General features: G+C 70.9%; 12 protein-coding genes. 1 reads left to right on the plus strand and 11 read right to left on the minus strand.

Annotation, left to right across the window (positions count from 1 at the left end; translation table 11 throughout):
* Positions 1-3: 3 nt before the first annotated feature.
* From H9Y04_RS31540 to H9Y04_RS31590, 11 genes are all read right to left on the minus strand, one after another.
* On the minus strand, positions 4-744 hold the full coding sequence (locus H9Y04_RS31540) for an HAD-IIA family hydrolase (RefSeq protein ID WP_214661836.1): 741 nt from the start codon (positions 742-744) through the stop codon (positions 4-6).
* 151 nt (positions 745-895) lie between these two features.
* Complete coding sequence (locus H9Y04_RS31545; protein WP_308801272.1) at positions 896-2419, minus strand: alkaline phosphatase family protein; 1524 nt, start codon at positions 2417-2419, stop codon at positions 896-898.
* A gap of 103 nt (positions 2420-2522) precedes the next feature.
* Positions 2523-3602 (minus strand): zinc-binding dehydrogenase, encoded by a 1080-nt coding sequence (locus H9Y04_RS31550; RefSeq protein WP_187817508.1) that lies wholly within the window; start codon positions 3600-3602, stop codon positions 2523-2525.
* Complete coding sequence (gene phnE / locus H9Y04_RS31555; protein WP_187817509.1) at positions 3599-4423, minus strand: phosphonate ABC transporter, permease protein PhnE; 825 nt, start codon at positions 4421-4423, stop codon at positions 3599-3601. The genes H9Y04_RS31550 and phnE overlap by 4 nt, the downstream gene beginning before the upstream one ends.
* On the minus strand, positions 4420-5133 hold the full coding sequence (locus H9Y04_RS31560; RefSeq protein WP_187817510.1) for a phosphonate ABC transporter ATP-binding protein: 714 nt from the start codon (positions 5131-5133) through the stop codon (positions 4420-4422). The genes phnE and H9Y04_RS31560 overlap by 4 nt, the downstream gene beginning before the upstream one ends.
* A complete protein-coding gene (locus H9Y04_RS31565) occupies positions 5133-6047 on the minus strand; it encodes a phosphate/phosphite/phosphonate ABC transporter substrate-binding protein (RefSeq protein ID WP_187817511.1) in 915 nt (304 codons plus the stop codon). The genes H9Y04_RS31560 and H9Y04_RS31565 overlap by 1 nt, the downstream gene beginning before the upstream one ends.
* A gap of 51 nt (positions 6048-6098) precedes the next feature.
* Positions 6099-6812, minus strand: a complete 714-nt coding sequence (locus H9Y04_RS31570) for a phosphonatase-like hydrolase (protein ID WP_187817512.1) — start codon at positions 6810-6812, stop codon at positions 6099-6101.
* Positions 6806-7927: a TIGR03364 family FAD-dependent oxidoreductase gene (locus H9Y04_RS31575; protein WP_187817513.1), complete on the minus strand. Its 1122-nt coding sequence runs from the start codon at positions 7925-7927 to the stop codon at positions 6806-6808. Before H9Y04_RS31575 ends, H9Y04_RS31570 begins: the two co-directional genes overlap by 7 nt.
* 136 nt (positions 7928-8063) lie before the next feature.
* Positions 8064-8834, minus strand: coding sequence for a GntR family transcriptional regulator (locus H9Y04_RS31580; RefSeq protein WP_187817514.1), 771 nt, complete (start codon positions 8832-8834; stop codon positions 8064-8066).
* Positions 8835-8952: 118 nt separating this feature from the next.
* Positions 8953-10290 (minus strand): hypothetical protein, encoded by a 1338-nt coding sequence (locus H9Y04_RS31585; RefSeq protein WP_187817515.1) that lies wholly within the window; start codon positions 10288-10290, stop codon positions 8953-8955.
* Between the two features lie 232 nt (positions 10291-10522).
* A complete protein-coding gene (locus H9Y04_RS31590) occupies positions 10523-11647 on the minus strand; it encodes an ROK family transcriptional regulator (RefSeq protein ID WP_187817516.1) in 1125 nt (374 codons plus the stop codon).
* A gap of 47 nt (positions 11648-11694) precedes the next feature.
* Here H9Y04_RS31590 and H9Y04_RS31595 point away from each other — a divergent pair, with 47 nt between their 5' ends.
* Positions 11695-12768 carry a Gfo/Idh/MocA family oxidoreductase gene (locus H9Y04_RS31595; RefSeq protein ID WP_187817517.1) on the plus strand — a complete coding sequence of 358 codons (1074 nt, stop codon included), beginning with the start codon at positions 11695-11697 and terminating at the stop codon, positions 12766-12768.
* Positions 12769-12772: the final 4 nt, after the last annotated feature.

Genomic DNA, 12772 nt, shown 5'->3' on the forward strand with positions numbered 1-12772 from the left:
CCCTCAGACCAGATCCACCAGATCCGCGATCGAGTCCACGATGTGCGACGGCCGGAACGGATACTTCTCGACCTCCGCCGGAGACGTCAGCCCCGTCAGGACCAGATACGTGATCATCCCGGCCTCGAGCCCCGCGAGGACATCCGTATCCATCCGGTCACCGATCATCGCGCTCGTCTCGGAGTGCGCCCCGATCGCATTCAGACCGGTCCGCATCATCAGCGGATTGGGCTTGCCCGCGAAGTACGGCTCCTTGCCCGTGGCTTTGGTGATCAGCGCGGCCACCGCACCCGTGGCCGGCAGCGGGCCCTCGAGCGAGGGGCCGGTCTCGTCCGGGTTGGTGCAGATGAAGCGGGCACCGTTGTTGATCAGCCGTACGGCCTTCGTCATGGCCTCGAAGGAGTACGTACGGGTCTCGCCGAGGACGACATAGTCGGGGTCCGCGTCGGTCAGGACATACCCGATGTCGTGCAGCGCCGTCGTCAGACCGGCCTCGCCGATCACGTACGCCGTGCCGTTGGGCCGCTGGTCGTCGAGGAACTTCGCCGTCGCGAGCGCCGACGTCCAGATGTTCTCGACGGGGATGTCGAGGCCCATCCTCTTCAGCCGGGCGTGCAGGTCGCGCGCCGTGTAGATCGAGTTGTTCGTCAGGACCAGGAAGGGCTTGCCGGACTCGCGCAGCCGCTTGAGGAAGGCATCGGCGCCAGGGATCGGCACGCCCTCGTGAATGAGGACCCCGTCCATGTCGGTGAGCCAGGATTCGATCGGCTTGCGCTCTGCCACGGGACTGATCTCCGCTTCTCGGCCGGATACTGCTGTCCGGAAAGATGTCCGGACACCGTCAGCCTAACGGGACGGACCCCACCGGGCCCGTCCCGTCCCAGCTCATGGACTGCTACCCGAGAGTCACGTTGTCCACGGCCCAGAACCAATTGTTCGTGCCCGCGTAGCGGAAGCGGACCTGGACGTCCGAGACACCCGCCGGCACGTTCAGGGCGATGCTCTGCGGCTGCGCGGTCGCATCGGCCGTGAAGGACTTCACGACCTGCGGCGCCCCGCCCCCGTACGAGACGAGGACCTGGGCCGTCTGGCCCGCCTCGTGCCGGTAGTGGGTCTGGAAGCGCAGGGTGCGGGTGGTGCCGCCCTGGACCTGCCACTTCGGGCTGACGAGCGTGGAGTCGAACTTCCCGCTGTTGGTCCTGTCGTCCCACTCGTCGGAGTCGGCGACGGCGAACACGTCACGGCCGCGGACGTTCAGCTCGCGCCACTGGTCGCGCTGGGCCTGCGTCCAGAACTCGTCGGTGGTGAAGGACCAGCCCCGCCACTCGGTGACGCCGCCGGTGCCCATCGCGGAGTTGTCCACGGACCAGCCGCTCGGCGCGGTGTGCGTGTAGCCCTTCACGCCGGACGGGATGCCGGTCTCGTCCGTACGGGATTGCAGTGATCCCCGTACGGTGTCGAAGGCGTCGTTGTCCGGTGCGTCGAGCGGCACGCCGTCGAGGCCCGCTGTGGAGACGCCGACCTGCTTGAGGGCGGTCGCGGCCACGTCCACGAGGCGCACGTCATTGCGGACCGAACCGGCCGGGATCCCGGCGCCCTTGGCGATGACGAAGGTGCCGCGCTCCTTGATGGTGGAGCCGCCGTGGCCGCCGCCGTCCTTGTGGCCGTGGTCGGTGGTGACCAGGATCTTCCAGTTCTCCTGGGCGTAAGTGGCCCGGGAAGTCACGGCGTTGAGGACCGTGCCGATGTGGCGGTCGCTGCGGGCGATCGCGTCCAGGTAGGCCTGGCTGCCCGGGCCCGAGTTGTGGCCCGCGATGTCGATCTCGCCGAAGTAGACGAAGGAGGCGTCCGGGTTGCCGTTCTTCAGCTCGTCGGCGGCGGCCGCCGCGATCTTCGGGTCCTCCACGTCGTATCCGTTGGCGTCGCCCTTGAGGCCGAGGCGCTTGTCGACGGTGGGCGAGAAGATCGGGCCGCCCGCGTCCGCGGAGGCGATGGGCTCCCAGTCGGCGGCCGCGTACGTGTTGAGCGAGGGGTTGGCCTTCTCGGCACGCGTCAGGAAGTCGGGGTGGGTGCCGAACTGCTTGCCCGCGAAGGAGTTGTCCTTCACGCCGTGCTTGTCGGGCCATACGCCGGTGGCGATGGTCGACCAGCCGGGGCCCGAGGAGGTCGCGGCCATCGGCGAGCTGTAGAGGGTGCTCGCGGCGGTGAGGCCCTCGGCCATCAGGCGCTTGAGGTTGGGGGCGTTCGCGGTCTTGATGCGGTCGAGGTTGGCGCCGTCGAGGCCGATCACGAGGACCTTGTCCTGGATGGCTGCGGGGGCTGCGGTCGCGGGTGCCGCGGTGAGCTGGGTGGTCCCGGCGAGCAGGGCGACTGCCGTGAGGGACAGGGCAGTCGAGCGTCTGGTACGGGTGCTGGGCACGTTCTCCTCCAGTGTGGGGGCAGAGTTGAGCCGCCGAGGATGCTCGGCGGTCAGGGTGGACGTGCGGTGACCGGTGTACGACGTCCGGTCGCAGAACGGAAGATCAGATGCCGCTGTCGCTGACGGTGGTGACGGCCGCGTGGGGCCGGACCGCCTGACGCGGGGCTTCCGCTCCATGGGCAGCCTCGAAAGCAGCGTCGAGGGTGCCCAAGTCATGGTCGCCTTCGACCAGTTCGGCGAAGGGGTGGGCCGCGTGGTGCGCGGCGAGGAAGTCCACGGCCCGCTGCAGATCGGTCGGCCGGTAGTTGTGGACCCCCGCGATCCGGTGCAGTCCGCGCACCAGCCGCTCGGGGTCGAGGGCCACGGCCGGCCCGGGGAAGACGGAACCGGCGAGGACCGCCGTACCGCCGATGGCCAGTGCCTGCAGACAGGTGCGTACGGCGTCGGGGTGGCCGGAGAGTTCAAGGGCCACGTCGGCCTCGGCGGCCTTCGCCGGGTCCACCTCGGACGCGCCGAACCGCAGGGCCTGCGCCCGGCGTCGGGGATCCGGGTCGACGGCGGTCACCCGCGCGCCGGCCTGCGCGGCCATCGCGACCGCGGTGACACCGAGCATCCCGGCGCCGGTCACCAGGACGCGGCGGCCCGTGAGTTCGCCCGCCTCGGCGAGCACGGCCGCCACCGTCGCGGTCGCGCAGGAGGCCGGAGCGGCCACCTCGTCGGGCAGACCGTCCGGCACGGCGACGATCGCCGTACCGGGACGCAGCACGCAGTGGCTGGCGAACCCGCCGGTCAGCGGAGCACGCTGATCGACGCGCTCATGTCCGTACTTGAAGAGCGACCGGCATTTCTGGGTGAAGCCGCGCGCGCAGCGGTCGCAGTCGCCGCAGGACGCGGTGACCGACCACACGACCCGCTGACCGGGAACCACGGGGGTGCCGTCCTCGCAGCGCACCGGTCCCCCGGCGGCGATCACCGTGCCGACCTGCTCGTGCCCGAGGACGCTCGGGGCCGGTGACACCCTGCGCCCCGAGGCCGTGTGCAGATCGCTGCCGCAGACCGTCGCGAGGTCGATACGGACCAGGACCTCGCCCGGCCCGGGCTCGGCCGCCGTCACCCCGTCGACCAGGGTGAAGGGGAGGCCGGGCCCGTCCCAACGGGCGTACCGCACAGGGATACAGGTCACGACAGCCGCGCCCGTACGAGAGCGGACAGCCGGTCCACCGCGATGATCAACACGAGCACCACGACGATGTGCGTGAGCATCTCGTCGAACTTGAAGGTCCTGATGGACTGGTTGATGAGGAAGCCGATACCGCCCGCGCCGACCAGACCGAGCACCAGCGAGGACCGTACGTTGACGTCGAAGCGGTACATCAGCAGGCCGGTGAGCTGCGGAGTCACCATCGGCAGCAGGGCGTGCGAGGCGACCTGGACCCGCGAGGCGCCGGCCGAGCGCAGCGCGGTGGCCGGCCCCGGGTCGACGTCCTCGATGGACTCCGCCCACAGCTTGCCCATCACACCGACGTTGTGGCACACCAGCGCGAGCACGCCGGGGAAGGGCCCGAGACCCACGGCCGTCACGAAGATCAGCGCGAAGACGATCTCGGGGACGGCCCGCAGGAAGGACAGGACCGAGCGCGAGGACTGGTAGACCCAGCCCGGTGCCATGCCCTTGGTCGCGAGCAGGGCGAGGACGAGGGACGCGGGCACCGAGAGCGTGGTGCCGAGCAGACCGATCCACAAGGTGGTGCGGGCGCCTTCGAGGCTCGGCTTCAGGACCTCCCAGGAGAAGTCCGGCGGGAAGGCCTCGCCGATGAAGTCCACCATGCCCTGCCAGCCTTCGGCGAAGGCCGTCACGGATATCCCCGTGGTGTTCCAGGCGAACACATGGGCCGCGACGATCACCGCCGTGATGACGAGGCCGACGGTCTTCTGCTTGGTCCGCTTGGGCTTGGGCGGGACGGTCAGCTTCCGGATCCGGCCCTCCTGCTGCAGGACGGTCATGACACGGTCTCCACGAGGTGGTAGCTGTACAGGTCGTCGACCGCCTGGTCCGGTGCGCCGTCGAGCACCACGTGCCCGTCGCGCATCCCGACGATCCGATCGGCGTGCCGGGCGGCGAGCGCCGGCTGGTGCAGTACGGCGAGCACCGCCATGTCCTCGTCGTGCGCGAGCTCCGCGAGGAGCGCGAGGACCTGCTCGGACGCGGCGGGGTCGAGCGCCGAGACCGGCTCGTCGGCGAGCAGCACCTTCGGCCGCTGGCACAGCGCGCGGGCCACGGCGACCCGCTGCTGCTGGCCGCCGGAGAGGCGGCCCGCCTTGTCGTGCGCCCGGTCGGCGAGGCCGACCCGGTCGAGGCAGGCCATGGCCTCCTCCTTGACCTCGGCCGGGAACAGCGCCGGCACGAGGGACTTGTGCAGCGGCAGCCGGCCGAGGGCTCCGGCGCACACGTTGTCGAGCACCGTGCGCCTGCGGACGAGATGGATGTGCTGGAAGATCACGGCGATGTCGAGCCGGCCCGCGGGCTCGCCCCCGACCAGGACCTCGCCGGAGGTCATCGGCTGCAGGCCCGCGGCGGCGCGCAGGAGCGTGGACTTGCCGCATCCGTTGGCGCCGAGGACGGCGAGGAGTTCGCCTCGCCCGACGGTGACGTCGACACCGTGCAGGACCTGCTTCGCGCCGTAGTGCACCTCGATCCCGGTCAGGGCGAGCATCAGACGTCCTTCTCGCTCAGGCCCAGGTCCTCCGCGAGGTCGAACAGCGGCTGGTACGTCTTGTTGTCGACCTTGAGCAGCGGGCCCGCGGGGTCCACGTCGAGCAGCTTGCCGATCTCGGCGACCTTGTCCTTCGGCAGTTCGAGCAGCGCCTTCTGCAGGGCTTCCTTGAACTTCGGGTCCATGTCGCCGCGTACGGTGATCGGGTCGTTCGGGATCGGGTCCGAGGTCCACACCTGGCGGAACTTCGCCTGGTCGAACTTGCCTTCCTCGGTGGCGACCGCGAGCTGCTGCGAGTTGATCTCGGCGGCCTCGACCTTGCCGTTGGTCAGGGCGAGCAGCGCCTCGGGGTGGCCGCCCGCATAGTCGATCTTGACGTCCTTCTCCTTGAGCCCTGCGTCCACGATGGCCTGGCGCGGCAGCGCGTCACCGGAGGTGGAGCCGGGCGAACCGAGCGCCAGGGACTTGCCCTCGAGGTCCTCGACGGACTTGATGCCCGAGTCCTTCGGAACCCATATGCCGGCGGTGTACGTGGAGAGCTTGCCCTCGGCGTCACCGAAGGAGGCCAGCGCCTCGGCGTCGGCGCGCTTGCTGGCGAAGACATAGCCGAGCGGGCCGAACATGCCGATGTCGAGCTTGCCGTTCTCCATGGCGAGCACCTCGGCCGAGTAGTCCTCGGTGATGGTGAGTTCGACCGGGCAGTCGAGCTGCTTGCTGATGCCGTCGGCGAGCGCCTCGGCGGCGGGGGTGAGCTTGGACGGGTCCTCGAAGGGCTCGACGCCGAACCGGATCTTGCCACCGGGGCAGGTGGCGGAGGCCTTGCCGCTGTCGGCCTTGTCCTCGCTGCCGCAGGCAGCGGTGAGGGCCAGGGAGGCGACGAGGACGCCGGCGAGGGTGAGTCGGCGCAGGGACATGGTGGTCTCCGGGGTGAGAAGCAGGAAGAGAAGCAGGGAGGGAGGGCGGTGCTATGGGGTGGTGGCGTTCTCGAACGCCGCGATGGCGTCCGGGAGTTCGGCGACGGAGGCCAGTACGTGCGTGGCGCCCGCTTCCTTGAGCGCCTGCTCGTCATGGGCGCCGGTCAGGACGCCGGCCACCAGGCCGGCCCCGGAGCGGACGCCGCTGAGCATGTCGTACGCGGTGTCGCCGGCCACGGCGATCTGCCGCACCCCGTCGACGGCGGCGGTGCGCAGGAAGGCCGCGAGCACCATGTCGGGATACGGGCGGCCGCGGCCCGCGTCGGCCGGGCAGAGCGTGAGGCCGACCAGGTCGTGCCAGCCGAGCGCAGAGAGGATGGCGTCCTGCGTGGCGCGGGCGAATCCGGTGGTCAGGACGACCGTGCGGCCCTCGGCCTTGAGGCGGCCGATGGCCTCCTCCGCGCCGGGCAGCGGAGCGATCTTCCCGCCGTTCACGAGCTCGCCGTAGGCCTCCTCGAAGCGGGCGTTGGCGAGCTGCGCCTTCTCCTCGTCGCCGAACAGCGCCCGGAAGACGGTGATCTTCGACTCGCCCATGGTGTCGCGTACGTACTGCAGCTTCTCGGCGTGGTCCTGCGACCCCGGCTCCACACCGAGCCGCTCGGCAGCCTTGCTGAACGCCTGCTCGACGAGACCGCCGTCGGCGACGGTGGTACCGGCCATGTCGAGGACGACCAGACGTATGTCCGTGCTCACGTTGCTCACCATCCGAGGGAGTTGGCAGTGGTCTCGGCGATCGCCGGGGAACAGGTCATGCCGCGCCCGCCGGGGCCGGTGACGAGGGTGACGCCCTCGCGCAGCCGCTTGCGGTGCACGATCGGGTCCGCGCCCTGGGTCTGCGCGTACACCCCGGCCCAGCGCCGGCGGATCTTCGGCAGCGGCCGCCCGAGCAGCTGCTCGGCCACCCGCACCAGGTGGTCGTACGGGTCCTCGACGGTGTCGAAGGCGAAGGGGTGCTCGTACTCGTGGGTGTCGCCGATGGTCAGCGAGCCGTCGAGCCGCTGCACCATCAGCAGCTGCATCTTGTGCGCGGCCGCGACCTCGGGCTGCGCCTGGCCGGAGTTGAGCGCGTCGAGCGCCTCGCCCGCGTACGCCGGGTAGTAGCGGAAGCTGTCGGCGTCGGCGACCGTCGTGGTCAGCTCCTCGCCCAGCGGGTCGGTCTGCATCATCTGCAACCGGACCTTGCGCACGGGCAGTTCGGGGTCGAGCTCGCGTACGAGCCCGCTCAGCCAGGCACCGGTCGCGAGAATCACATGGTCGCCGCGGTGGATGTCCCCGTGGTCGTCGCGCACCCCGTCCTCACCGACCACGTCCCGCACCTCGCGTCCGGGCAGGAAGGTGTAGCGGCCGGTGGCGGCGAGCGCCTCGCGCAGGGCGAGCTGCGCGGTCCGCGACTCGACGGCGCCGTCCCGCTCGCAGTACAGGGCGGCCTCGAACTCACCGCGCAGCGCCGGGTTCAGAGCCCGCGCCTCGGCCGCGGTGAGCAGCTTGAAGCCGCGCGCACCGGCGTCCTCGCGGGCCGGCGCGGCCTCCGCGACGGCCAGTTCCGCGGCCGTACGGACGGGAGTCAGCGACCCGTTCGCCCGGAAGCCCACCTTCGGGACGCGGGCGCCGATCTCCTCCCACAGCTCGCGGGCCCGCAGGGCCACGTCGAGCTCGGGGCCCTCGGCGCGCCCGCCCACCCACACCAGCCCGAAGTTCCGCAGGGAAGCGCCGCGCGCCTCCGCCTCCCGTTCGATCTGGACGACCTCGTGGCCGCGCTCGACGGCCTGCCAGGCGTGCATCGTGCCGATGACTCCGCCGCCTACAACGATGACTCTCATGCCCCATACGGTCCGGTCGCCGCATGACCCGCCACGGTCCTTACGGCAACGGGAGGGTGAACGACCACCCAAGCTTGGACTAGACCCGTTATCTCTTCGTAACCAAACGGTCCAACTCCCCTACCGTTTGGGGACGTTATGCCTGCCCTTGCTCTCCGAGCTGAGCGGTGAAGCTGAACCGGTCCCCACGGAACAGCGTCCGCACCCGCTCGAGCCGCCGTCCCTCCGCATCCTGCGAGACACGGTGGATGAGCAGCATCGGCAGCGCGGGCGGCGTCCCGATGAGCAGCGCCTCGCGCGGCGTCGCGAGCACCGTCTCGATGCGCTCCCGCGCGGCCCCGAAGGAGATCCCGAGCTCCTCGCTCAGATACGCGTAGAAGGACGAGTCGGGATCGAACGCCGTGTCCAGGTGCGGCACCCGCGCCACCCTGACGTACGTGCTCTCGAGCCCCACACGCTCGTCATCGGCGAGCAGCACACGCTCCAAATGCCATACGGGCTCACCGCGTTCGGCCCCGAGCTCGTCGGCCAGCGCCTGCGGGCTGGGGAAGCGGTCGAGCGAGATGAGCGTCCGGCCGGGCCGCCGCCCTTGCCGCCGCACGCCTTCCGTATAGCTGGCGAGCGCGAGGGGCTGCTCCAGCTTGGGACCCGCGGCCACGGTCCCCCGCCCCGCCCTGCGCAGCCGCCCTTCGAGCACCAGCTCCCTGAGCGCCTGCCGCACGGTCTCCCGGGCGACTTCGTACCGTTCGGCCAAGTCCCTTTCGGTGGGCAGGGGTTGTCCCTCGGCAAGCCCACCGACCAGCTCACCGATCCGGGCCTTCACGGCGTAGTACTTGGGAATCCGCCCATGCTCCGGAATCCCGGCGCGTACGGGGGCTGCGGGGTGCTGGTCGTTCGGGTAGTCCACGGGGAAACCCTATGCGTACGGGTGCCGGCCAACTCGGGGGCCCACACAGCGAAACGGTGCCCGTGCCTTCGGCTGGAAAGGCACGGACACCGCTTCCGTACGGTGGCAGGTCGGCTGGTCAGCGCCGTCGGAACCGGCGCCGAGATCCCACCACAAGAGCTCCGCCGCCGAGGAGGAAGGCGCCGGCGGTAGCCCCAAGCCCGAGCAGCGAATCGTCACTGCTCCGGCCCGTCTTTGCGAGTTCGTCCGCGGCGGGTGCGTCACCCGGCAGCGAACTCCCTTGAGAGTTCCCCGAAATATCGAAGACGTAGTCCTCGGACTCGCCCACCCACTCCCCGTCGTCGTCACGCCGCTGCACCACGGCGAGGCTCGCGGTGACGCGGTTCGCCGTCGTGTCGGCCGTGAACCGCAGCCGCACGGGCACGGTCACCGACTCGCCCGCCGGGATCGAGAACCCGCCGAAGCCGTCGTCGAAGACCCCGACGTGCTCGTCGACATCCGTGCGCTCGAACGGAACGGGGTGCCACTTGCCGTCCGGCGTCCTGAACTCGAACTGCGCCTGCGAGGACTGCAGATCACGGTCGCGGTCGAGGAAGACGACGATCGGGTGGATGTTGTGGCAGGTGTCGTCCGAGGTGTTGGTCAGCTTCACCGACCAGTTCTCGAAGCCGCCGCCCGGGTAGTACGTCTTGGGGCCGGGGTTGATCGCCGACTCGATCGGGAAGGCGTCGCTGTCCTCGACGGCACAGGTGGACTGCAGCCCCGCGGCCGTGTCGGCGAGCCCCTCCTTGGGCTGCGGCTGCACGGCGGGCTGCTGCTCGACGCTGGTGACGACCGGGGTGTTGCCCGTGTCGGTGCCGGCGTCCGCGCCCGTGTCGGTGTTCTCGTCTGACGCGATCGGGACGTCACCGGCGTCCCCGGTCTCTCCCGTGTCGACGGCCGGGATCACGGAGGTGCCGGAGTCGGTGCTGTCGGTCCCGTCCGTGGCGTCGGTCCCGTCCGAGGTGTCGGAGGTGTCGGTCCCGTCCGCCGTGTCCGTGGCGCCGGTGGTGTCCGTCCCGTCCGTGGTGTCGGCGTCCCCCACGGTGTCCGTACCACTGGTGTCCGTGCTGTCCCCGGTCTCGTCCGGCACACCGATCGCGCCGACATCGTCACCGGAGCCGACATCGGTCGCGCCATCCGCGTCCGTCGACGAGTCCGAGGTGTCGGCGGCATCGCCGGTGTCGGAGATGTCGGTGGTGTCCGAGGAATTCCCGGCGTCCGTGGCATCCGTGGCATCCGTAGTGGCGGAGGTGCCCGACCCCGGGCAGTCCTGAGCCGTCCCCAGAATGGCGAGGGTCAGGCAGTTCTTCGTCCGCAGCAGCGGGTCGTCGTCCGCCGTCGCCGGCAGAGCGACCACCGCAGGGGAAAGAGCCGCGGCGGTGACGCCGACAGCGAGAACACTGCGCAGTCGCATGGAGGAGGCCTTTACGGAGCGCGGAACAGGAGCACGGAACAAACAGGCCCACTCACGCACCGGTCCGCGGAACAAGCCCGCACGCCCCAGGCAACCAGGACATGCGAACCTCCGGCCGAATCAACCGTAAGTGGCGTCCGCGACCCTGCCACGCGCGCGCGGCCTTTCGCGCACGCCACGGCCCCGTACGGCCGAACGGCCGCCGAATCCCCCTCTATCAGCCCAGTTTCCGTCAATTCCGATTGGCGGGAAAGGCAACATTCGCCCGCCCGAACAAGGGCGCAAGGACCAGTTGTGCGGCCCCTTCCGCCACCAGGCGCCCACCCCCTTCGGCCCGCCGCACCGGCACCTCGACGGCCGACCGGGCACGGCCGCCGATCACCCCCGAGACTCCCCGTACGAAGATCTCCGGAGCCCGCTCGACCGTGCGGCCGCCGAGAAGTACGAGGTCGATGTCGAGCAGCCCGACGAGATTCGCGGCACCTTCGCCGAGCATCCGCGCCGCGGACTCCAGATCGCCGGCGGCGACCGCCGCGAGACAGAGGGCCTCGATGCAGCCACGGTTGCCGCAGGAGCAGCGGACGCCGTCCAACTGCAGCACCTGGTGGCCGAATTCGCCCGCCCCCGTGTGATCGCCCCTATATAGGGAGCCGCCCAGGACGAGCCCGGCCCCGAGCCCCGTACCGAGATGGAGATACGCGAAGGAGCCTCCGGACGGGCGGGCCAGGGCGAGTCCGAGGGTGGCCGCGTTGGTGTCCTTGTCGACGACGACCGGCGCGGCGAGGCGCTCCGCCAGGGCGTCCCGCAGCGGGAAGCCGTCCCACTCGGGGAAGCCGGTCACCTGGCGCAGGACTCCGCTGCGGTGGTCGAGCGGTCCGGGCAGGGCGACGCCGACGCCGAGGACGGATTCGCGTACGGCGGTGAGCGCGGCGACCTCGCGGGCCACGACGGAAAGGACGGCGTCCGACCCCGCGCCCAGATCGAGCGGCGCATGGCGCTCGGCGACCACCGCGCCCGACAGGTCCATGAGCACCGCGACGAGCGCGTCCCGGTCCAGCTGCACGCCCACCGCGTGCCCGGCGCCGGGCGCGAGGCGCAGCACGGTGCGCGGCTTGCCGCCGGTGGAGGCGCGCCGGCCCGCCTCCACGACGAGACCCTCCTCGCGCAGCCGGCTCACGATCTTGCTGACGGCCTGCGGGGTGAGCCCGGTCCGCTCGGCGATCTCGAGACGGCTTATGCCCTCCTCGCCGGAACCGCGCAGCAGGTCGAGGACGAGCGCGGCGTTGTGCCCGCGCAGGGCGGGGAGGTTCACGCCGGGGGTGCCGGTATGCGGTGCGATGGGGTTCACGTCCCCCATTCTCCTGTTCGTTTGCACTTTGGCAACACTGTTGTTTAAGTAGAAGCATGACTTCCACGCTGAGGGTCGGCCTCGTCGGCTACGGCCTCGCCGGTTCCGTATTCCACGCCCCGCTGATCGCCGCGACCGAGGGTCTGACGCTCGACACGGTGGTCACGTCCAGCCTGGAGCGCCAGGCGCAGGCGCGCGCCGAGTTCGGTGACGGGCTGCGCTTCGCCGCCTCGCCCGACGAGCTGTGGCAGCGGGCCGACGAGCTCGATCTGATCGTGATCGCCTCGCCGAACAAGACCCATGTCCCGCTCGCCACGGCCGCGCTCAAGGCCGGCCTGCCGGTCGTCGTGGACAAGCCGATCGCCGGTACGGCCGCCGAGGCCCGTGAGCTCGCGGCCCTGGCCGACGAGCGCGGCCTGGTGCTCTCGGTCTTCCAGAACCGCCGCTGGGACAACGACTTCCTGACCCTGCGCAAGCTGATCGCCGACGGCGAGCTCGGTGAGATCCAGCGCTTCGAGTCCCGCTTCGAGCGCTGGCGTCCGCAGCTCAAGGGCGGCTGGCGCGAGTCGGGCAACCCCGAGGAGATCGGCGGTCTGCTCTACGACCTCGGCAGCCATGTCGTCGACCAGGCGCTGACCCTGTTCGGCCCGGCGGTCCAGGTGTACGCGGAGGCCGATGTGCGCCGCCCGGACGCGCAGACCGACGACGACACCTTCATCGCGGTGACCCACGCGAACGGTGTCCGCTCGCACCTGTACGTCTCCGCCACCACCGCCCAGCTGGGTCCGCGTTTCCGCGTGCTCGGTTCGCGTGCCGGGTTCGTCAAGTACGGGCTCGACCCGCAGGAGGCCGATCTGCGTGAGGGCAAGCGGCCCACGGACGAGGGTGTCTGGGGCACCGAGCCCGAGTCGATGTGGGGCCGCGTCGGCTCCGGCGAGTCCCCGCTGACCGGCGGCGGCCGCCCCCAGGCCAGCCTGCCGGGCGACTACCCCGCGTACTACGCGGCGGTCGCGGCGGCCGTGCGGGGCGAGGCCCCCAACCCGGTCACCGCCTTCGAGGCGGCCGACGCCCTCGACGTACTGGAAGCGGCGCGCCGTTCGGCCCGTGACGGTGTGGCGGTGCAGCTGTGAGCGG

It is taken from the genome of Streptomyces polyasparticus, from assembly GCF_014493765.1.
Taxonomy (GTDB): Bacteria; Actinomycetota; Actinomycetes; order Streptomycetales; family Streptomycetaceae; genus Streptomyces; species Streptomyces polyasparticus.